Source organism: Streptomyces sp. NPDC059668, from assembly GCF_042734135.1.
Taxonomy (GTDB): domain Bacteria; phylum Actinomycetota; class Actinomycetes; order Streptomycetales; family Streptomycetaceae; genus Streptomyces.
This window is the reverse complement of record NZ_JBHWEL010000028.1, coordinates 31,717-51,485: the sequence shown is the minus strand read 5'-3', so window position 1 is coordinate 51,485 and position 19,769 is coordinate 31,717. Positions and strand designations below refer to the sequence as shown.

The 19,769-nt window shown below is 71.7% G+C and carries 17 protein-coding genes; 8 read left to right on the top strand and 9 right to left on the bottom strand.

Annotated features, from left to right (window positions below):
* Positions 1 to 154: 154 nt before the first annotated feature.
* Entirely contained in the window at positions 155 to 880 is a 726-nt protein-coding gene (locus tag ACFV2J_RS21425; RefSeq protein WP_385083887.1) for a hemolysin III family protein, read from the bottom strand.
* A 333-nt stretch (positions 881 to 1,213) separates the two neighbouring features.
* Here ACFV2J_RS21425 and ACFV2J_RS21420 point away from each other — a divergent pair, with 333 nt between their 5' ends.
* Positions 1,214 to 3,037 carry a phosphoenolpyruvate carboxykinase (GTP) gene (locus ACFV2J_RS21420; protein WP_385440016.1) on the top strand — a complete coding sequence of 608 codons (1,824 nt, stop codon included), beginning with the start codon at positions 1,214 to 1,216 and terminating at the stop codon, positions 3,035 to 3,037.
* 142 nt (positions 3,038 to 3,179) lie between these two features.
* Here the strand turns inward: ACFV2J_RS21420 and ACFV2J_RS21415 are convergent, their stop codons facing one another.
* The 4 genes from ACFV2J_RS21415 to ACFV2J_RS21400 are packed head-to-tail and all read right to left on the bottom strand — an operon-like array spanning position 3,180 to position 7,570.
* Positions 3,180 to 3,788 (bottom strand): hypothetical protein, encoded by a 609-nt coding sequence (locus ACFV2J_RS21415; protein ID WP_385083885.1) that lies wholly within the window; start codon positions 3,786 to 3,788, stop codon positions 3,180 to 3,182.
* Positions 3,775 to 5,313, bottom strand: a complete 1,539-nt coding sequence (locus ACFV2J_RS21410) for a substrate-binding domain-containing protein (protein WP_385083884.1) — start codon at positions 5,311 to 5,313, stop codon at positions 3,775 to 3,777. Before ACFV2J_RS21410 ends, ACFV2J_RS21415 begins: the two co-directional genes overlap by 14 nt.
* Positions 5,310 to 6,482, bottom strand: a complete 1,173-nt coding sequence (locus tag ACFV2J_RS21405; RefSeq protein WP_385083883.1) for a toxic anion resistance protein — start codon at positions 6,480 to 6,482, stop codon at positions 5,310 to 5,312. Before ACFV2J_RS21405 ends, ACFV2J_RS21410 begins: the two co-directional genes overlap by 4 nt.
* The gene (locus ACFV2J_RS21400; RefSeq protein WP_385083882.1) at positions 6,479 to 7,570 is read right to left on the bottom strand and encodes a substrate-binding domain-containing protein; all 1,092 of its coding nucleotides are present in this window, start codon (positions 7,568 to 7,570) and stop codon (positions 6,479 to 6,481) included. Before ACFV2J_RS21400 ends, ACFV2J_RS21405 begins: the two co-directional genes overlap by 4 nt.
* A gap of 363 nt (positions 7,571 to 7,933) precedes the next feature.
* On the opposite strand from ACFV2J_RS21400, the gene ACFV2J_RS21395 reads away from it, so the two are divergent.
* Positions 7,934 to 8,869 carry a helix-turn-helix transcriptional regulator gene (locus ACFV2J_RS21395; protein ID WP_385083881.1) on the top strand — a complete coding sequence of 312 codons (936 nt, stop codon included), beginning with the start codon at positions 7,934 to 7,936 and terminating at the stop codon, positions 8,867 to 8,869.
* Positions 8,870 to 8,947: 78 nt separating this feature from the next.
* Here ACFV2J_RS21395 and ACFV2J_RS21390 read toward each other — a convergent pair whose 3' ends face one another.
* The gene (locus tag ACFV2J_RS21390; RefSeq protein ID WP_385083880.1) at positions 8,948 to 9,361 is read right to left on the bottom strand and encodes a hypothetical protein; all 414 of its coding nucleotides are present in this window, start codon (positions 9,359 to 9,361) and stop codon (positions 8,948 to 8,950) included.
* A 103-nt stretch (positions 9,362 to 9,464) separates the two neighbouring features.
* A complete protein-coding gene (locus tag ACFV2J_RS21385) occupies positions 9,465 to 10,676 on the bottom strand; it encodes a pyridoxal phosphate-dependent aminotransferase (RefSeq protein ID WP_385083879.1) in 1,212 nt (403 codons plus the stop codon).
* Between the two features lie 387 nt (positions 10,677 to 11,063).
* On the opposite strand from ACFV2J_RS21385, the gene ACFV2J_RS21380 reads away from it, so the two are divergent.
* The gene (locus tag ACFV2J_RS21380; RefSeq protein WP_385083878.1) at positions 11,064 to 11,966 is read left to right on the top strand and encodes a serine protease; all 903 of its coding nucleotides are present in this window, start codon (positions 11,064 to 11,066) and stop codon (positions 11,964 to 11,966) included.
* Positions 11,967 to 11,986: 20 nt separating this feature from the next.
* Here ACFV2J_RS21380 and ACFV2J_RS21375 read toward each other — a convergent pair whose 3' ends face one another.
* Positions 11,987 to 13,609 carry an amidohydrolase family protein gene (locus ACFV2J_RS21375; RefSeq protein ID WP_385440010.1) on the bottom strand — a complete coding sequence of 541 codons (1,623 nt, stop codon included), beginning with the start codon at positions 13,607 to 13,609 and terminating at the stop codon, positions 11,987 to 11,989.
* A gap of 26 nt (positions 13,610 to 13,635) precedes the next feature.
* Entirely contained in the window at positions 13,636 to 14,913 is a 1,278-nt protein-coding gene (locus ACFV2J_RS21370) for an amino acid deaminase (RefSeq protein WP_385093688.1), read from the bottom strand.
* 151 nt (positions 14,914 to 15,064) lie between these two features.
* On the opposite strand from ACFV2J_RS21370, the gene ACFV2J_RS21365 reads away from it, so the two are divergent.
* The 5 genes from ACFV2J_RS21365 to ACFV2J_RS21345 all read left to right on the top strand — a co-directional run bounded on the left by ACFV2J_RS21365 (position 15,065) and on the right by ACFV2J_RS21345 (position 19,665).
* Complete coding sequence (locus tag ACFV2J_RS21365; protein WP_385440007.1) at positions 15,065 to 16,207, top strand: sugar kinase; 1,143 nt, start codon at positions 15,065 to 15,067, stop codon at positions 16,205 to 16,207.
* A complete protein-coding gene (locus tag ACFV2J_RS21360; RefSeq protein WP_385093693.1) occupies positions 16,204 to 16,962 on the top strand; it encodes an IclR family transcriptional regulator in 759 nt (252 codons plus the stop codon). Before ACFV2J_RS21365 ends, ACFV2J_RS21360 begins: the two co-directional genes overlap by 4 nt.
* An 8-nt stretch (positions 16,963 to 16,970) precedes the next feature.
* Positions 16,971 to 17,381 carry a RidA family protein gene (locus tag ACFV2J_RS21355; RefSeq protein WP_266701094.1) on the top strand — a complete coding sequence of 137 codons (411 nt, stop codon included), beginning with the start codon at positions 16,971 to 16,973 and terminating at the stop codon, positions 17,379 to 17,381.
* Positions 17,382 to 17,510: 129 nt separating this feature from the next.
* On the top strand, positions 17,511 to 18,983 hold the full coding sequence (locus ACFV2J_RS21350) for a GntP family permease (RefSeq protein WP_385093696.1): 1,473 nt from the start codon (positions 17,511 to 17,513) through the stop codon (positions 18,981 to 18,983).
* A 64-nt stretch (positions 18,984 to 19,047) separates the two neighbouring features.
* Positions 19,048 to 19,665, top strand: coding sequence for a hypothetical protein (locus tag ACFV2J_RS21345; protein WP_385093699.1), 618 nt, complete (start codon positions 19,048 to 19,050; stop codon positions 19,663 to 19,665).
* The last annotated feature ends 104 nt before the right edge of the window (positions 19,666 to 19,769 follow it).

The window sequence follows — 19,769 nt, the reverse complement described above, 5'->3', positions numbered from 1 at the left end:
AGTACACTCGCACCGCGTTGTGCCGTAACAGTATGCCGCGCGGGTCCGCGCTCTCGGGCCCGGGCATTCCCTCGGGGCCGCGCGCGCCCCCCCCCCCCCCTTCGGGTGGCCGGGAATGCCGGGAGGGGGTCCGGTGGGTGATCCGGCGGGTGGGTCAGCCGTGCTGGTAGGCCACCAGCGAGATGCCCACGTAGTGCACGACGAACGCCGCGAGGGTCAGGGAGTGGAAGACCTCGTGGAAGCCGAACCAGCGGGGGGAGGGGTTGGGGCGCTTGATCCCGTAGATCACTCCGCCCGCGCTGTAGAGCAGGCCCCCGACGATCACCAGGACGAGGACGGCGATCCCGCCCGTGCGCATGAAGTCCGGGAGGAAGAAGACGGCGGCCCAGCCCATCGCGATGTAGCAGGGGGTGTAGAGCCAGCGGGGGGCGCCGACCCAGAACACCCGGAAGGCGATACCGGCCGCCGCGGCGCCCCAGACGCTCCACAGGAGCCACTGCCCCTTGGCCTCCGGGAGCAGCAGCATCGTCAGCGGCGTGTAGGTGCCCGCGATGATCAGGAAGATGTTGGCGTGGTCGAGTCTGCGCAGCACTCCGTCCATGCGCGGGCTCCAGTCGCCGCGGTGGTAGAGCGCGCTGACCCCGAACAGGAGGCAGGCGGTCAGGACGAAGATTCCGCAGGCGATGCGCCCGCGGGTCGAACTCGCGAGGGCGGTGAGCACCAGGCCGGAGATCAGGACGGCCGGGAACATGCCGAGGTGCAGCCAGCCACGGAGCTTGGGCTTGACCGGATGTGTTTCCGGCTGCGACAGGGAGGGCGCCACGGGACCGCGGCCTGCGGCCGGCGAGTCCGTGGGCGCGTCGGGGACGGGCGCAGTCATACGGTGAATCGTACCTACGGAACCGTAAGTTACGTATCAGTACGCCGCGCCGACCGGTCAAGAACAGCCATCTTCTCACGCAGTCGGCGCGCCGCGGCGCTCAGGCAAAAAATCCTTCAGCTGAACCCCGTGTGGACGCAAAGAAGCGTGGGTACACGTGGCGATGCTCACTCCGCTCAGCTGTGAGGCCCTCTGGACATATGGGCGGATGCGTCGGATGATCAAATGAGTGCGGTCGGCACCGGATGAGCGCCAGGGTTCCCTCACCGTGAAGCATCCGGGTCGCAGCCCCCAAGGGGCACAACAAACAAAACCCCTCATCTAGGAGCAATCGTGGCGCGCGACATCGCGGCTCCCTCCACCGTTCCCACCCAGCACAAGGACCTGATCTCGTGGGTCAACGAGATCGCCGAACTGACGCAGCCGGACAGCGTGGTCTGGTGTGACGGATCCGAGGCCGAGTACGAGCGACTGAGCGAGGAGCTCGTGCGGAAGGGCACCTTCAAGAAGCTCGACCCGATCAAGCGCCCCAATTCCTACTACGCCGCCTCCGACCCGACCGATGTCGCACGGGTCGAGGACCGGACGTTCATCTGTTCCGAGAAGGAGGCGGACGCGGGCCCGACCAACCACTGGAAGGCGCCCGCGGAGATGCGGGAGATCTTCACCGGCGAGCAGGGAGTCTGCCGCGGCTCCATGAAGGGCCGGACGATGTACGTCGTCCCGTTCTGCATGGGCCCCCTCGGCTCCGACCTCTCCGCGATCGGCGTCGAGATCACCGACTCCGCCTACGTCGCCGTCTCCATGCGCACCATGACCCGCATGGGACAGCCCGTCCTGGACGAGCTCGGCACCGACGGCTTCTTCGTGCGTGCCGTGCACACGCTCGGGGCGCCGCTCGCCGAGGGCGAGGCCGACGTGCCGTGGCCGTGCAACTCCACGAAGTACATCTCGCACTTCCCGGAGACCCGCGAGATCTGGTCGTACGGCTCTGGCTACGGCGGCAACGCGCTGCTCGGCAAGAAGTGCTACGCCCTGCGCATAGCCTCCGTCATGGCCCGGGACGAGGGCTGGCTCGCCGAGCACATGCTCATCCTGAAGCTGACCCCGCCGCAGGGCGGGTCCAAGTACGTCGCCGCGGCCTTCCCGAGCGCGTGCGGCAAGACCAACCTCGCCATGCTGGAGCCCACCGTCTCCGGGTGGACGGTCGAGACCATCGGTGACGACATCGCCTGGATGCGCTTCGGTGAGGACGGCCGGCTGTACGCGATCAACCCCGAGGCCGGATTCTTCGGCGTCGCGCCCGGCACCGGCGAGCACACCAACGCCAACGCGATGAAGACGCTCTGGGGCAACTCGGTCTTCACCAACGTCGCGCTGACCGACGACAACGACATCTGGTGGGAGGGGATGACGGAGGAGACCCCGGCCCACCTCACCGACTGGAAGGGCAACGACTGGACGCCGGAGTCCGGCACCCCGGCCGCCCACCCCAACGCCCGCTTCACCGTCCCCGCCGACCAGTGCCCGATCATCGCGCCCGAGTGGGAGGACCCCAGGGGCGTGCCGATCTCGGCGATCCTCTTCGGCGGACGCCGCGCCACGGCCGTACCGCTGGTGACGGAGTCCTTCGACTGGAACCACGGTGTCTTCCTCGGCGCGAACGTCGCCTCCGAGAAGACCGCCGCCGCCGAGGGCAAGGTCGGTGAACTGCGCCGCGACCCGTTCGCGATGCTGCCGTTCTGCGGCTACAACATGGGCGACTACATGGGTCACTGGATCGACGTCGCCAAGGACAAGGACCAGGCGAAGCTCCCCAAGATCTACTACGTGAACTGGTTCCGCAAGAACGACGCGGGCAAGTTCGTGTGGCCGGGCTTCGGCGAGAACAGCCGGGTCCTGAAGTGGATCGTGGACCGCCTCGACGGCCGCGCCGAGGGCGTCGAGACCCCCATCGGCGTCCTGCCGGCCAAGGGCGCCCTGGACACCAAGGGGCTCGACCTCTCCGAGTCGGAGCTCGACTTCCTGCTCACCGTCGACAAGGAGGTGTGGCGCGAGGAGGCCGCGCTCGTGCCCGAGCACCTCAACACCTTCGGCGAGCACACCCCGAAGGAGCTGTGGGACGAGTACCGGGCGCTCGTGGAGCGTCTGGGCTAGGCCCCTCACCCACTCCGCGGCCGGCCGGACTTGCCCTGACCTGCGACGTCGCCAGGGCCGGCCGCGGTGACGGCACCCCGCCGGGGTCCCGCGCGATCAGACGCGGGAGCCCGGCGCCCGTCATCACCGGAGCCCCGGCCGGTCACTGCGAGCGGCCGCGCTCCTCCAGATACCGCGTGTGCGTCTCCTGACGCCGCGCCTCGGCCTCCCGCAGTGCCCCCGCCAGCCGGTCGGCCTCCTCGTACAGCAGGGTGAGCTGCCGCTCCAGATGCCGCTCCGGCGGCTCCGCCCCGGGCGTCAGCCGGGTCCACCACCGGGTCCGTACGAAGGTGTCGACGGCCTCGGGAATGTCCTGCCGTACGGCACGGGAGAGCGCGTGCACTCCCTCCGGGTCGCGCGCGAGGACCTCGGCGACCCAGCCCGGGTCCAGCAGGGCGGCCAGGAGTTCGTCCAGCTCGGTGAGCCGGCCCGCGGCCGCCGGAGGCAGCTCGACGCCTTCCAGGTACGTGCGCAGGGTGGCGAAGTCGGCCCGCAGTTCCTCCAGTTGCGCGGAGGGGTCGGGGAAGTCCGGGAGCGGCGGCCGCTCCGGCGGCGCGATCAGCGCGCCCGCGCCGTACAGCCCCGCGACGACGACGGGCCAGTACACGCCCGCCAGCCCCGTGAAGGTCAGCGCCAGCCCGCCGAGCCCGCAGGCGCTGCCGGCCAGGTTCTTGCGGGACTCCAGATAGCCCACGAACCTATTGGTAGCCACGGATCTCCTCGAAGGCGCCGTCGAGCGAACCCTTGCGGGCGTCGAAGAGACGGCCGCCGGTCAGGTCGGCGATGTGCCCCAGCTCGTTCCGGTCGGAGTCGCCGAAGAGGATGGGGAAGACGGGGATCTCCCGCTGCGCGCCGGGCAGTTCGCGGTAGAAGCCGTCGAAGTGCCCGGGTCCCGAGCCCGTCGTGTTCTCGCCGTCGGTCATCAGCACGATCGACGTGAACGAGTCGTCGTCGGCCCCCAGATGCTCGTACGCCTTCTCCAGCGACGTGTAGATCGCGGTGTCTCCCGAGGCACTGAGCGCCCGCGTGTCCGCCCGGATGCCGTCCAGCCCGGCCCCCGGGTCGGCGGGCCGCACCAGATGCGTGCGGACGCTCTTCACGTCCGATCCGAACGGCATCAGCGTCACCTCCTCGCGTTCGCGGAAGTCGCCTGTCAGCGAGGTGAGCGCCTTCTTCAGCCGGTCGAGCCGGCTGCCGCGCATCGAGCCGGAGGTGTCGAGGACGTACACGGTCCGGGAGGGCCGGCGGAGCTGGTTCTCGTACGAGTCGAGGAGCCGGTCGGCGACGGCCCGGCTGCCGGGGAAGGGGAGTTCGCGCCGTCTGCTCGTGTCGAGGCCGGCCGCCGGTGCGACGGAGGGGACCACGGGACGGCGCAGGGTGCGCTCGGTGATGAGCCGCTGGACCGCCGGGGTGCGCAGCTCCTCGGTGAGGCGGCGGACGGTCTCCCGGGTGTCCTTGTCGGTGGCGGCGAGCGAGGAGACCGGGTAGTCGGCGGTCACCACGCCGTCGCGCGGCCGGATGACCGTCAGGTCCTTCATCCCCTTCAGGACGGACTCGTAGTTGAGCAGGGCGTCCACGGTGCCGCGGCGCCGGTACGCGCTCGCCAGCCACCCGGAGGAACCCGAGGTCAGCTTCTGGCCCTTGAAGAACTCCTTGAGGCGCGGAGTCGCCTTGTCCACGTCCGCCCCGGTGAGCGCCGACTGCGCTCCGGACAGGCCCGAGGCGACCGAGATCAAGGTGGAGAAACCCGAGTTGGAGCGGGCCGGGTCGGTCATGCCGTACGTCAGCCGGCCCTCCGCCACCGCCTTCTCCACCTGCGTCCAGCTGACGTCGTCCGGCTTCCAGCCCAGGGCCTTCACGGTCGCCGGCTTCACCCCGATGGCCACCGGGCTCGACATGACCGGCGTCTCCGAGACGACCTTCCTCGCCGCCTCCGGCCGCAGCCGCAGATAGTCGTTGGACGACAGCCACAGCGCGTCGTACGAGCCGTCCACCTTGCCGCGCGCGAGGAGGTCCACGGCGGCGAGGGTGCCCAGGTAGGTGGGGCGGACCGTGATGCCGGTGTCCTTGCGGACCTGCTCCAGCACCGGTGTCATGTCGCCGAGTTCGCTGGAGGCGAGGACCCGCAGGGTGCCCGGTCCGGGCGCGTCCTTCTCGGGTCCCCGCTCCTGCTGCGGGTGCGACGTGCACGCCGTCAGCAGCGCGAGCACGGCGAGGGCGGTCAGTCGTGGTCTCACGCGGATCCTCCGTCCAGGGCGCCCCGCGACCTGCTGCGCTCCAGGTAGACGCTCGCCTGCTGGAGTTCCGAGGTGAGGGACTCCACGGTCGCCGCCATCGACTCGGTGGCCTGGACCTTGTAGGTGTCGATGGCGTCGAGGGTGCGGTAGATCTGCTGGAAGGCGGTACGGAGGGTCTCCGCGCCGACGGCCGGGTCGGCGGCGATGCGCTGGATCTCGCCGCTCTGCGTGGACAGCATCTCGGCGTTGCCGCGGATCAGTTCCTCCGTGGTGCCGCGCAGCGCGTTGACCTGGTCGACGACCTTGCGCTGGTTGTCGAGGGCGGAGGCGAGCATCACGGAGATGCGCAGCGCCGAGACCGTGGTGGTGGCGGCGCGGTCGACGCCCTTGATGAGTTCGTCGTTGTTGCGCCGGACCACGTCCATGGCCAGGTAGCCCTGCGCGCACACCGCGAGCTGGGTCAGCAGGTCCTGGTGCTTCTGGCGCACCGGGAAGAGGACGTCGGAGCGGAGGGTGTCGGCCTGCGAGGGGTCGGCGGCGTCGACGCCCGCGATGTGCTGCTCGACGGCCGTGTCCAGGGCCTGGGTCAGCACCACGTACTCCTGGAGCTTGCCCATCGTCTCCCAGAGCCGTACCCGCTCGGTCTGCAACGCCGCGTTGTCGCGCCGCAGTTCGTCCTGGCCACCGCGCAGGGAGCCCACGATCTTGTTCAGGGTGGCCTGCGATGAGGCGTACTTGGCGACGTGGTCGCGCAGCTTGTTGCCGCCCGGCAGCCGCGACAGGAGCTTGCGCCCCTTGCCCGCGGGCAGGTCACGCGGGTCGAGGTCCTCCACCACGCGCCGGAGTTCGACGAGCGAGCCCGCGACGTGCGACTGCGCGTCCTCGCCCTTCGAGGGCAGGCTGCGCAGGGTGCGCTCCAGCATGCGGTTGGACTGCGCGGCGGCTCCCCGCATCTCGCTCGCGCCCAGGCCCGCGATCTCCCCCACCTTGCCCGCGAACTCGGGTGAACGGGCGTCCAGGGAGGTGAGTCCGCCGATGTACTCGGCGGCCCGGCGCGCCATCTCGTCCTGCACGGACGGGTCGACGGGCACGAGCCCGCCGGCCTTCTCACGCGGCACGGGCGCGACCGCCTCCGGCGGTGTGAGGGTGAACGTGTCCTCGATGCTCATGATGTGCTTCCCCCCTGGCCCTTCGCCCGGCGGGCCATCTCGTGCAGCACCGCGGAGGCGGGCACGGGCGCCTGCCGGACGCCGGTCAGTTTCTGGTTGAGATAGGTGGCGTGGGCGGCGGTCGCCGCCGTGAACTCCGCGCTCGCGCCCTGCGGACGGAACCCGTGCTTGACGGCCAGCCTGCGCAGGGCCGGGTCGCTGCTGAGGAGTTCACCGAGCGCGCGGCCGGCCTCCGTCAGCGGCACGACGGTGTGGTCGCTGTTCGCGGTGGTGTCCGGGTACAGGACGGTGAGGTCGCCGACGTCCTGGCCCTGGGCGAGCAGCGAGGCGACCTGTGACTCGTAGACGAGCACGAGCGGGTTCCCGGCCCCGCTGACGAAGTCCCGGAACGCGGCGTCCGTGCTGGTCTGCTGGGCGCCCTGGACGCTGACGAGCTTGCGCATGAGGGGTGCGGTGCGGGTGACGGCGGCGGTGTCCGCGGCGACCCGGCCGCCGTCGGCGACGTACGAGGCGGCGGCCAGGTACAGCGCGCCGGAGTTGGAGGTGGCGGGGTCGGTGGTGGCGATGTAGAGGGTGCCGGTCAGTTCGCCGTGCGCGCCGGCCCCCTTGAGCTGCTGCCAGGTCCGGTCGTGCTCGGCGGCCTTGAGGTACGCGGCCATCCTGAGCGTGCCCGAGCCCTTGCCGACGGTCGCGAGCCCGTTCGCCGCCAGCACCTCGGCGGCGCTGCGGTGGGCGACGACCACGAGGGGCGAGTAGAAGGGGCGCGGCAGCGGCTGCCGCGCGTGGTACTTGGCGGCGAGCTCGTCGGCCGGGGCCTGGCTCGAGGGGAAGGCGAAGTCGTACCCCTTGAGGTCCAGGCCTTCCATGGCCCAGGACCCGGAGGTCTCCGTCTTCACGGTGTAGCCCTTGGCGGCGAGGGCCTTCACCACGTCGGGGTCGGCGAAGAACTCCGCCTTCTCCGAACCGATCACTCCATGCACGGTCTTCGTTGCCGTGCCCGTGTCCTGACCTTCGCGGCCCGCTACGACGGCTGCTGCCACGCCGCCGATCAGCAGGACCGCCAGGACGATTCCCACGATGCGTCTCACACCGAGGAGAGTGCTCCCGGAATCCAACGTTCCCGGAGGCACCGGGTGAACGGGGAGTGACCGACCTATCCCGGTATGCAACCGGAACGGGCGCCTCCCGGGGCGCGGACGCCGCCGAAGACGTCGGTGCCGGGGGCACGTTGGACGTCGGTTCCGGTGAACTCCCGTACGACCGCGTCTGGTTGGGTGGGTCTGACGGGTCCGACTGGTCCGACGAGTCCGACGGGGCAGACAGGTCGCAAGGGTCGGACGGGTCGGACGGGTCGGACGGGTCGGACGGGTCGGGGTCGCGCGGCCCGGCCCCGGTATCGGGGGGTCCGGCAGTACCAGGCTGCGCGGTCCACGAGGGAGCACCATGGAGGGATGAGCGCGGACCTGGCGGCACACGGGGAGCACGGAACGTACGGCGGACACGGAGTGCACGGAGCGTACGGCGGACACGGAGTGCAGGGAGCGCACGGGGAACTCGGCGTGGCGCTGCGGCACTGGCGCGACCGGGCCGCACCGGGGGAGGCCGGACTGCCGACGGGCGGTGTGCGGCGGGCGCCCGGGCTGCGCAGGGAGGAGCTGGCGCAGCTCGCCGGCCTCTCGGTGGACTACGTCACCCGTCTCGAACGGGGCCGGGCCACCTCCCCCTCCGACCAGGTGCTCAGCGCGCTCTCCCGCGCGCTGCGTCTGTCGGAGGCGGAACGCGACCATCTGTTCCGGCTGGCCGGCCAGGCGCCGCCCGCGGCCGGGCACGTCTCGCGGCACGTCCCGCCCAGCGTCCAGCGGCTGCTGGATCAGCTGCGGCTCGCCCCGCTGGCGGTCCACGACGCGGCGTACGACCTGATCTCGTGGAACCCGTTGTGGGCCGCGCTGGTCGGCGACCCCTCCGGGTGGCGGGGGCGGGAGCGCAATTACGTGTGGCGGCAGTTCACGGGGCTGCCGACCCGGGTCACGCACACACCGGAGCAGCTGACGAGGCTGGAGGCGGCCCTCGTGTCGGATCTGCGGTCCGCCACCGCCCGCTGGCCCGGGGACGAGGGGCTGCGGTCGCTGATCGCGGACCTGCGGCGGGAGAGCGACCGGTTCCGCGCACTGTGGGCCGCGCACACGGTCGGGTTCCACACGGCCGACACGAAGACGATCCACCATCCCGGGCTCGGGGCGATCGTCGTGGACTGCGACACCCTGACGGTGCCCGGCGCGGATCTGCGGATCACGGTCTGCTCGGCGGCGCCGGGCACGGAGGCGGCGGAGCGGCTGGCGCTGCTCGCGGCGGTGGACCCGCGGACGACGGCCGTGACGCCCGGCTGACGGGCGGGGTGTGTGGCACCCGGTCCGCGCGTCGCTGCGGGTGCACGCGGACCGGGGCCGTTCGGGGGAGCGCCGGGCTCAGCGGGAGGCGAGGGTGCGGGGGCCGGTGGCGAGGGCGTGGGCGTCCATGCGCTCGGCGGCCAGGATCGCGGCCGCCGTGTCCGCGCGGGAGGCGGCGACGACGAGGGCGCGTCCGGCGAGGGCGTGGGCGCGCTGGTGCAGGGCGGTGGCGCGCGGCTGGGGGGTGGCCGCGGAGGCGCGCGCCGGCGAGACGCCTCCCCGCAGCCGCGCCACCTGCTCGGCGAGCCGCACGGCAGCGGTGTCCAGGTCGGCGGAGGGAGCGAGCGCGCGGATCTCGTCCGTCACCGCGAGCAGGGCCGCGAGATGCCCGGCGAGCTGGATGTCCAGCTCCTCCTCGCGCGACCGGTGGGGGAAGTCCGAGGGCGTGGCGGTCGCCGTGTGCACCGACGGGGTGCGGATCGGTTCGTACATGGGACGGCCTCCTGTGCGCTCGCAGGAAACCATCCTAGCTTGGATTTCGTCTAAAGTTGAGCCAGGTCGCGCATCTGGGTCCGGCGCGTACGCAGGGTGAGGGTCAGGGCTGGCTGTATCCGTCCAGGAAGGTGCCGATCCGGGTCACCGCGTCGGTCAGATCGCCCACGGTCGGCAGTGTGACCACCCGGAAGTGGTCCGGTTCCGGCCAGTTGAAGCCCGTTCCCTGGACGACCATGATCTTCTCGCGACGCAGCAGGTCGAGCACCATCTGCCGGTCGTCCTTGATCTTGAAGACCTTCGGGTCGAGGCGCGGGAAGAGGTACAGCGCGCCCTTCGGCTTCACGCAGCTCACGCCCGGGATCTGGGTCAGCAGCTCGTACGCGACGTCCCGCTGCTCCTTCAGGCGGCCGCCCGGCAGGACGAGCTCGCCGATGGTCTGGCGGCCGCTGAGCGCGGCGACCACGCCGTGCTGGCCCGGCATGTTCGCGCACAGTCGCATGTTCGCGAGGATCGTCAGGCCCTCGATGTAGGAGTCGGCGTGGGCGCGGGGGCCCGAGATCGACATCCAGCCGACGCGGTAACCGGCCACCCGGTAGGCCTTCGACATGCCGTTGAAGGTGAGGGTGAGCAGGTCGGGGGCGACCGCGGAGGTGGGGGTGTGCGTCGCGTCGTCGTAAAGGATCTTGTCGTAGATCTCGTCCGAGCAGACGAGCAGGTTGTGGCGGCGGGCGATGTCGGTGAGCCCGCGCAGCATCGCCTCGTCGTACACCGCGCCCGTCGGGTTGTTCGGGTTGATGATGACGATCGCCTTGGTGCGGTCGGTGACCTTCCGCTCCACGTCCGCGAGGTCGGGCATCCAGTCGGACTGCTCGTCGCAGTGGTAGTGGACGGCGGTACCGCCGGACAGGGAGACGGCCGCGGTCCACAGCGGGTAGTCCGGTGCCGGTACGAGCACCTCGTCGCCGTCGTCGAGCAGGCCCTGCATCGCCATCACGATCAGCTCGGACACGCCGTTGCCGATGAAGACGTGCTCGACGTCCGTCTCGATGCCGAGGGTCTGGTTGTGCATGACGACGGCGCGGCGGGCGGCCAGCAGGCCCTTCGCGTCGCCGTAGCCGTGCGCCGAGGAGACGTTGCGGAGGATGTCCTCCAGGATCTCCGGCGGGCACTCGAACCCGAAGGCGGCCGGATTGCCGGTGTTCAGCTTGAGAATCCGGTGGCCGGCGGCTTCCAGCCGCATCGCCTCCTCGAGCACCGGGCCCCGGATCTCGTAACAGACGTTGGCGAGCTTGGTCGACTGGATCACCTGCATGTCCGTGAGCTTACGGCCGCGTAACGCTTCGCGGGGCGTGTTTTCCACCACGTGAGACGTGGTGTTTTGGGTGACTTTCGTCCCCTGGTGCGCCGTGGACCCCGTGACCGCGGGCGCGCGCCCCCGTGTCCTGGCGCGGCGGGCGGACCGAGGGGTGGGCCGGGGGGAGCGGGGGGTGAGTGGGGGGGCGCGGCGGGGCCGGTTCCGGCCATGGGCGAGGTTCCCCCGAACGGGTCGGTGACCGCGACCACACGGTTCATCCGGCGCCCGCCCGCGGCCGGAAACGTCTCCTTGTCCGACACGTCCCCTCACATCACAATGCGCATGACAAATCTGGTCGTGGCCGGAAGACCTCCGGTCACCCAAGTCGCAAGAGGGGACCCCCACATGAGAAAGCCTCTCGTCGCCGCGCTCTTCGCCCTGGTGATCACCGGGGCGGGCGTGGCACCCGCGGTCGCGGCACCCGCCCCCGCCCACGCCCCCGCACCGGCCGCGCAGGCGTCCGCCGCGCAGTCGTCGGCCGCCCGGTCGTCGGCCGTGCGGGCGCCGGCCGTCCAGGCCGTGACCTACGCCGGCACCGTCGCGCTCAGCAACTGCTCCGGCTCCGTCATCCGGATGCCCAACTCCGCCGACAGCGACCCCGCGCTCGTGCTCTCCAACGGCCACTGCCTGGAGACGGGCTTCCCGGAGCCGGGCGAGGTCATCGTCGGCCAGGCGTCCACGCGCTCCTTCACCCTGCTCAACTCCGCGGGGACGGGCGTCGGGACGCTGCGCGCGAGCAAGGTCGCGTATTCGACGATGACCGACACCGACATCACGATCTACCAGCTCACCCGCACCTACGCGCAGATCAGGAGCTCGTACGGGATCAGCGCGCTCACCCTCAGTGACACGCATCCCACCGCGGGCACCGCCATCAAGGTCGTCTCCGGCTACTGGAAGCGCACCTACAGCTGCAACGTCGACGGGTTCGTGTACCGCCTGAAGGAGGGCGACTGGACCTGGAAGGACTCGGTCCGCTACACCTCCGCCTGCAACACCATCGGCGGCACCTCGGGGTCGCCCGTCATCGACAACGCCACCGGCAAGGTCGTCGCCGTCAACAACACCGGCAACGAGGACGGCGAGCGCTGCACCGTGAACAACCCGTGCGAGGTCGACGCGAGCGGCAACGTCACCATCCGCCAGGGCATCAACTACGCCGAGGAGACGTACCAGATCGTCCCCTGCTTCGGGACCGGCAACAAGCTCGATCTGAGCGCCGCCGGGTGCGCCCTGCCCAAGCCGTGACCGCCCGGCGGGGCGGGCGGTCAGGCCGTACGGCGGACCGCCCGCCCCGCCAGGACGTCCGTGCGCCGTCCGTCCTCGATCACGAAGCGGCCGTCGACCAGCACGTACGGGATGCCCGTCGGGAGGGTGCGCGGAGCCTCGAAGGTCGACCCGGCCGCGACGGTGGCCGGGTCGAACAGGACGAGGTCGGCGCGGTAGCCCTCGCGGACCAGACCGCGGTCCGGCAGCCGCAGCCGGGCGGCCGGGCGGCCGGTGAGGTGGGCGACACACTCCTCCAGCGGGAGGACGCCCAACTCCCGTACGTACCGGCCGAGATAGTGCGGGAACGTGCCGTAGGCGCGTGGGTGCGGCTTGTCGCCGCGCAGGATTCCGTCCGAGCCGCCGGTGTGCACGCGGTGCCGCATGATGGCGCGGACGTTCTCCTCGTGGCCGACGTGCTGGAGGATCGTGGCGCCGAGCCGGTCGTCCAGGAGGATGCGGCGGGCGGTGGTCCAGGGGTCCTCGCCGAGCCGGTCGGCGGACTGCCGGACCGTGCTGCCGACGTACTCCGCGAGCGCGGGCTCGGTCACGCCGGAGATCTCGATGGTGTCCCACTCGATGGGGACGCCGTGGCAGCCGTCCGCGCCGACGACCTCCATGTGGTGCCGGATGCGCTCGGCGCTCTCGTCGTCCGCCAGGCGCGCGAGCACCGCCTCGGGGCCGCCCTCGCTCGCCCAGCTCGGCAGCATCGCCACGAGGGTGGTGCAGCCGGGGGTGTAGGGATAGGTGTCGAGGCTGATGTCCGCGCCCTCGGCGAGCGCGCGGTCCAGGAGCGCCAGCAGCTCGGGCGCCCGGCCCTCGTTCACCCCGAAGTTCATGGTGGCGTGCGCGAGATGGAGCGGGCAGCCGGCCTCGCGGGTGAGGGCCACCATCTCCTCGTACGCCTCCAGGGCGCCCGCCCCGTACGAGCGGTGGTGCGGGCAGTAGTAGCCGCCGTGTTCGGCCACCACCCGGCACAGTTCGGTGAGTTCGGCGTCCTGGGCGTACATGCCGGGGGTGTAGGTGAGGCCGGAGGACATGCCGACGGCACCCTCCCGCAGACCGTCGGCGACCAGCCGCCGCATACGGTCCAGCTCCCGTTCCGTCGCCGGGCGGTCCTCCCAGCCGACGGCGAGCATCCGGACCGTGCCCTGCGGGATCAGGTACGCGGCGTTCACCGCGATGCCCTCGCCGCCGAAGCCGTGGTCGAGGCGGTCCAGGTACTCGCCGACCGAGCGCCAGCTGAAGTCGATGTCGTCGCCGTACCCGTTCCAGCCGGTGATGGCGCTGCGGACCTCGGCGAGCGTGCGGTCGTCCACCGGCGCGTACGACAGCCCGTCCTGGCCGATGACCTCCAGGGTCACCCCCTGGGCCGCCTTCGCGGTGTGCTCCGGGTCGCGGAGCAGGGCCAGGTCGCTGTGGGCGTGCATGTCGATGAAGCCGGGCGCCAGGGCCAGCCCCTCGGCGTCCAGGACCCGCCGGGCCACCGGCCGCAGACAGCCGGCCGCGGCGCCCTCCTTGACCACGGTGGTGATCCTGCCGCCCTCGATCCCCACGTCCGCGCGGTACGAGGGGCCCGCGGTGCCGTCGACGACCTCCGCGTCACGGATGACGAGATCCATCATGGCGTGCGTCCTTTCCCGTGCCGGTTCTAGAAGAACGTCCGTACGTAGTCGACGACCGTGCCGTCCGCCTCCACCACGGGGATCAGCTGCCACTTGTCGAAGGACGTGCACGGGTGCGACAGCCCCAGCCCCACCCAGTCCCCGACCTCCAGGTCCGCCTCCGGGGAGGTGGTCAGCCACCCGTGCTGGTCCGAGAGGCCGGTGACGGCGACCCCGGCGGCCGGGCGCTCGCGGCCGTCCCGCCGGACCACCTGGGCCTCGGGCAGGTCGAGGTCGTAGGCCGCGTCCCGCTTGCCCGCGTTGACGAAGGCCTGCTCGGGGGAGGGCCGCGAGACGACCTGGGCCCAGAGGCGGAACGCGGGGTGCAGGGCGCCCTCCTCGGGGACCCGGGCGAACGGCGTCAGCCGGCGGTAGTGACCGTCGTCGTGCGAGACGTACGCGCCCGAGCGCAGCAACTTCAGGACGGGGCGCGAGAGTTCGGGGATCTCCGCGAAGACGTCGGCCACCGCGTCGAACCAGGCGCTGCCGCCCGCGCTGACGACGATCTCCTCCACCCCGGCGAACCGGCCCGCCTTGTCGAAGTCCACCGCGAGCGCGGTCAGCCGGCGCAGCCACGCGTGCACGCGGTCGGGATCGGCCCCCGGCACCTCGCCCTCGTAGCCCGCCACGCCGACCAGCCGCAGCGTCGTCGTCGCGGCCACCGCGTCCGCGACCGCCGCGCACTCCGCCTCCGTCCGCACGCCGGTGCGGGCCCCCTCGCCGGCGGCGAGCTCGACGACCACGTCCACCGGACGGGTGGAGCCGTGCAGCGCGGTGGCCATCAGCTCGACACCGCGCACCGAGTCGACGTAGCAGACGAACCGGAAGTCCGGGTCGCCGGCGAGCTCGGCCGCGATCCGGCGCAGCGCCGCCGCGTCGACGAGTTCGTTGGCGAGGAAGACCCGCTCGACGCCGAACTCCCGGGCCACCCAGACCTGGTGGGGCACGGCGAGGGTGATGCCCCAGGCGCCGTGCCCGATCTGCCGGTGGAAGAGCTGCGGGGCCATCGAGGTCTTGCCGTGCGGCGCGAAGGCGAGCCCGTGGCGCGCGGCGTAGGACTCCATCAGGGCGAGGTTGTGGGTGAGGCGCTCGGCGGAGAGCGCGAGCACAGGCGTGGTGAAGCCGTCGTCGAAGAGGTTGCGGCGCTGGGCGGTCAGCTCGCCGACGGTCAGACCCCGGGCGTCCGGGGGCAGTCCCTTGAAGCGGTGGTCCACCCGGTCCGCCGCGAGGGCGGCGAGACGTGCTGCGGCGGTGTCGGCGCCCATGGGGCCTCCCTGATGAGGTGCGTTGCATGTATTGCAACGGTCATTGCGTATGTCGCTTACTGCTGTCTAACATCCCAGCCAACGCAGGGTCAACGGTGCCGCCGGGCGCCGTCGACCGCGAGAGCCGCGCGAGCAAGGAGCCCCCGTCATCGTGACCCCCACCGGACCCGCAGCTGCCGAGTCCCGTCCCGTCGACGGCACCCGCCCCGTCGACGTGGTCGCGCTCGGCGAGTCCATGGTCACGTTCCTGCCCTCCCGGCCGGGGCGGCTCGCCGACGTACCCTCCTTCGACCGGGGGATCGGCGGCGCCGAGTCCAACGTGGCGTGCGTCCTCGCGGCCGCCGGCCACCGCGTCAAGTGGATCGGCCGGGTCGGGGACGACGGGTTCGGCGACCATCTGGTGGAAGCGATCACCGCGTACGGCGTCGACACCTCCGCCGTGCGCCGCGACCCGCACCGCCCCACCGGAATCTACTTCCGCACCGCGGGCGACCGGGCCACGGACGACCACGAAGTCCTCTACTACCGGGCCGGTTCCGCCGCCTCCGCGATGTCCCCGGACAACACGCCCCGCGCGGAGCTGGACTCCGGACGCGTCCTGCACCTCTCCGGCATCACCGCCGCGCTCTCCGCCGACTGTCTGGCCCTGCTCCGTGAGCTGACCGCAGCCCGCCCCGGCCGCCCCCTCGTCTCGTTCGACGTCAACCACCGCGCCCACCTCTGGCACCACCCGGAGACGGGCCGGACCGTCCTGCTGGAACTGGCCCGCCGCAGCGACCTCGTCTTCGTCGGCGAGGACGAGGCGGAGGAGGCCTGGGGCGTCACCGGCGGCCCCGACGCGATCCGCGCCGCACTGCCCGAACCCCGGGCCCTGGTCGTGAAGCAGGGCGCGGCGGGCGCGACGCTGTTCGAGCGCGGGAGCGGCGCCGGGCCCGGCGGTGGGCACGGTGCCGGGCCCGGCGGTGTCCGTGGCGGCGAGCCCCGCCCGGACACCGTCACCCGTGTTCCCGCCCTCGGGGTCGACGTCGTCGCGCCCGTCGGCGCCGGGGACGCCTTCGCCGCCGGGTTCCTGTCCGCCACCCTGCGCGGGCTTCCCGCCCGTGACCGGCTGCGGCACGGCCACCTCACGGCCGCCGCCGCCCTCACCGTCCCCGGCGACCTCGCCGCGCCGCCGTCCCGCGACCACGCCGACCGGCTGGCGGCTCTGGACGACGAGGCGTGGGGGACACTTCGACTCGGCCCCGGCTGGACCGAAGCCGTCACGCGGGCCGACGAGGAGGTACGTACCCCATGAGCCAGACCGTCGACCGGGCGCTCAGCATCCTGCCGCTGCTCGCCGAGGGACCCGCCGACCTCGGTCAGGTCGCCGACCGTCTCGGCGTCCACAAGTCCACGGCGCTGCGGCTCCTGCGCACCCTGCACGAGCACGGCCTGGTCTACCGCCAGTCCGACCAGCGCTACCGGCTCGGCGCCCGCCTCTTCGCCCTCGCCCAGGAGGCCGTCGAGAACCTCGACATCCGGGAGATCGCCCACTCCCACCTCGTCCGCCTCAACGAGCAGTGCGGACACACCGTGCACCTCGCGGTGTACGAGGACGACGAGGTCCTCTACATCGACAAGGTGGAGAGCCGCTACCCGGTGCGCATGTACTCCCGGATCGGCAAACCCGTCGCCATCACCGTCGCCGCGGTCGCCAAACTCCTCCTCGCCGACCTGCCCGAGGCCGAGCGCCGCACCCTCACGGAGAAGCTCGACTACCCCCTCTACACGGCCCGTTCGACCCCCAACGCCCCCGCCTTCCTGAGAGAGCTGGCGACGGTGCGCGAACAGGGCTGGGCCACCGACCTCGGTGGCCACGAGGAGTCCATCAACTGCGTCGCCGCGCCCATCCGGGGTGCCGACGGGCGCGTCGCCGCCGCGATGTCGGTCTCCGCGCCCAACGTCGTCGTCACCGCCGAAGAACTCCTCACCCTGCTCCCGCTGGTGCGCCGTACGGCGGACGCCATCAGCCGCGACTACTCCGGAAAGCCCCCGAAGGACCCCAGCTAAGGACCCCCATGACCGAGAAGACCGCTCTCACCCCCAAGACCCACACCACCCCGCCCGCCAAGTTCTCGCACGGAGTCAGGAAGGGGAACATCCTCCAGGTCGCCGGACAGGTCGGCTTCCTGCCCGCCGTCGAGGGCGAGCCGCCGACGCCCGCGGGCCCGACCCTGCGCGAGCAGACCCTCCAGACCCTGGCCAACGTCCGGGCCATCCTCGAAGAGGGCGGCGCCACCTGGGACGACGCGATGATGATCCGCGTCTACCTCACCGACGTCGACCACTTCGCCGAGATGAACCAGATCTACAACGCGTACTTCGAGGAGCAGGGCCTCACCGCGCCCCCCGCCGCCCGCACGACCGTCTACGTCGGTCTGCCCGCGGGCCTCCTCATCGAGATCGACGCGCTGGCCGTCCTGAGCTGACGCCGGGCCCAGCCCCCTCCCGCTCCACCCGCACTCCGTACGTCGTCACGGTGCGGCGCCCGTCCCCGGGGCGCCGCACCGCGATCCCCCCTGCCCCGAAAGACCCATGGAATTACGAGGTCCCCCTTGATGTCCCTGCTCGCCGCCGCCGCTCCCGAGACCCCACCCCACACCGGTGGACTCATCGCCGTCGTCCACGGCACCGCCGGCCTCCTCACGGTCGCCGCGCTCGGCATCCTGCTTCTCCTCTTCCTGATCATCAAGGTCAGACTCCAGCCGTTCGTCGCGCTGCTCGCGGTCTCCATAGCCGTCGGCCTCGCGGCCGGTCTCTCGGTCACCGAACTCTTCGGCACCGTCCAGCGGTCCGACGCCGTCTCGCTCATCGAGTCCGGCATGGGCGGCACCCTCGGCCACATCGCGATCATCATCGGGCTCGGCACCATGCTCGGCGCCGTGCTCGAAGTCTCCGGCGGAGCCGAGGTGTTGGCCTCCCGGCTGCTCCAGCTCTTCGGGGAGAAGCGCGCACCGCTCGCCATGGGCCTCACCGGCCTCATCTTCGGCATCCCGGTCTTCTTCGACGTCGGCATCTTCGTCCTCGCGCCGATCGTGTACGCGGCCGCCAAGCGCGGCGGCAAGTCGATCCTCCTGTACTGCCTGCCGCTGCTCGCCGGCCTGTCCATGACCCACGCGTTCCTGCCGCCGCACCCGGGTCCGGTGGCCGCCGCCGGCCTGCTCCACGTCGACCTCGGCTGGGTCATCCTGATGGGCATCGTCTGCGGCATCCCCGCCGTGCTCGCCGCCTGGGCCTGGGCGGCCTGGGTCGGCAAGCGGATCTTCGTCCCCGTACCGCAGGACATGGTCGAGGCCGCCGACGAGGCCAAGGCCGCGCTGGCCGAGGAGCAGCGGACCGCCGGTGTCACGCCGCGGGAGGCGCCGGTGCCGCTCACCACGGTGCTGGCCATCATCGGGACGCCGCTCGTGCTGATCCTGCTCGCCACCTTCTCCTCGATCGCCTTCGACCCCTCCACCGGCCGCTCGGTCATCGAGTTCTTCGGCCACCCCTTCGTCGCGCTGACGATCGCGCTGCTGCTGGCGTACTACCTGCTCGGCATCCGGCGCGGCTGGTCCCGCAAGTCGCTGGAGACGGTGTCCACCGCCTCCCTCAAGCCGGTCGGCAACATCCTGCTCGTGGTCGGCGCGGGCGGTGTCTTCGGCGCGGTCCTCAAGGGCAGCGGGGTCGCCCAGGCGCTCTCCGACACCTTCAACGACGTCGGCCTGCCGGTGGTCGTCCTCGCCTACCTGATCTCCCTGGTCCTGCGCGTCGCCCAGGGTTCGGCCACGGTCGCCATCGTCACCACGGCCGGCATCGTGGCGCCGCTGCTGACGGAGGGGGACCACTCCCAGGCGTTCGTCGCGCTGGTCATCATGGCCATCTCGGCGGGCTCGATCTTCGCCTCGCACGTCAACGACGGCGGCTTCTGGATGGTCGCCAAGTACTTCGGCATCAGCGAACGGGACACGCTGAAGACCTGGACCGTCCTGGAGTCGGTGCTGTCCGTCGCCGGGTTCGCCGTGGCCGCCGTGGTGAGTGTGTTCGTATAACAGCCGCGTAGCTAAGTAGGGGCTGGCTGTGCCCGGCACAGGATCTTCGACCATACTGCCCGCTGTGGAGCAGCGCATAGGTTCGAAGAGCCAGCCCCTGGACGCCGCCGCGGTGAACCCGGCGTACATCCCCGGGCTCACGTCACCCGCCACGGCGGAGCCGAAGGACGCGGTCGTCGAGGAGGCCGTGTCCGAGGAGGCGGCTGTCGAGGACGTCGCCCCCGAAGAGGAGGTCTCCGCCGAGACCTCCACCAAGTCCGAGGAGGAGGCAGACTCCGAGCCCGAGACCGAGACCGGGTCGGACCCCGAACCCGATCCCGACGGACCGGTTTTCGAGGCCTCCGACCGGCGCGCCTCGATCAAGGCCGACCACGGCGGTGTACACCTTCGCCTGGACGACCAGGAGGCGGAGTTCCGCTGGGACGAGATCGGGGCCGTGGAGACGGAGTCGCCCCGGTTCGGGAAGCGGTTCACCGTCACGGTGCACACGCCGGACCGCCGTTGGTACCCGATCGAGATCGAGGCGACGGCCCGGTCGCGCTTCAAGGAGTGGGAGGAACAGCTCGACGCCGTGCTGGACGCCTACTTCGAGGAGGGCGCCCCGGAAGAGGACACCGCGACCGGGGACTCCCCGGACGTGGACGCCTCGGACGAGGACACCCCGGGCAAGGACACCCCGTAGGCGCGTGGGGGGGGCCCCCGGGGCCCCGGGGGCGTGACCCGGGCCCCCCCGGGAAGCGGGTCAGACGGACTGCGGAACGACGATCCTGTCGATGTCGGGGGCGT

Excerpts from the sequence above, each read along its gene's own strand:
- ACFV2J_RS21425 (WP_385083887.1), bottom strand. The coding sequence starts at position 880 with ATGACTGCGCCCGTCCCCGACGCGCCCACGGACTCGCCGGCCGCAGGC.
- ACFV2J_RS21405 (WP_385083883.1), bottom strand. The coding sequence starts at position 6,482 with ATGAGCATCGAGGACACGTTCACCCTCACACCGCCGGAGGCGGTCGCG.
- ACFV2J_RS21395 (WP_385083881.1), top strand. The coding sequence starts at position 7,934 with ATGAGCGCGGACCTGGCGGCACACGGGGAGCACGGAACGTACGGCGGA.
- ACFV2J_RS21390 (WP_385083880.1), bottom strand. The coding sequence starts at position 9,361 with ATGTACGAACCGATCCGCACCCCGTCGGTGCACACGGCGACCGCCACG.
- ACFV2J_RS21385 (WP_385083879.1), bottom strand. The coding sequence starts at position 10,676 with ATGCAGGTGATCCAGTCGACCAAGCTCGCCAACGTCTGTTACGAGATC.
- ACFV2J_RS21380 (WP_385083878.1), top strand. The coding sequence starts at position 11,064 with ATGAGAAAGCCTCTCGTCGCCGCGCTCTTCGCCCTGGTGATCACCGGG.
- ACFV2J_RS21375 (WP_385440010.1), bottom strand. The coding sequence starts at position 13,609 with ATGATGGATCTCGTCATCCGTGACGCGGAGGTCGTCGACGGCACCGCG.
- ACFV2J_RS21370 (WP_385093688.1), bottom strand. The coding sequence starts at position 14,913 with ATGGGCGCCGACACCGCCGCAGCACGTCTCGCCGCCCTCGCGGCGGAC.
- ACFV2J_RS21360 (WP_385093693.1), top strand. The coding sequence starts at position 16,204 with ATGAGCCAGACCGTCGACCGGGCGCTCAGCATCCTGCCGCTGCTCGCC.
- ACFV2J_RS21355 (WP_266701094.1), top strand. The coding sequence starts at position 16,971 with ATGACCGAGAAGACCGCTCTCACCCCCAAGACCCACACCACCCCGCCC.
- ACFV2J_RS21350 (WP_385093696.1), top strand. The coding sequence starts at position 17,511 with ATGTCCCTGCTCGCCGCCGCCGCTCCCGAGACCCCACCCCACACCGGT.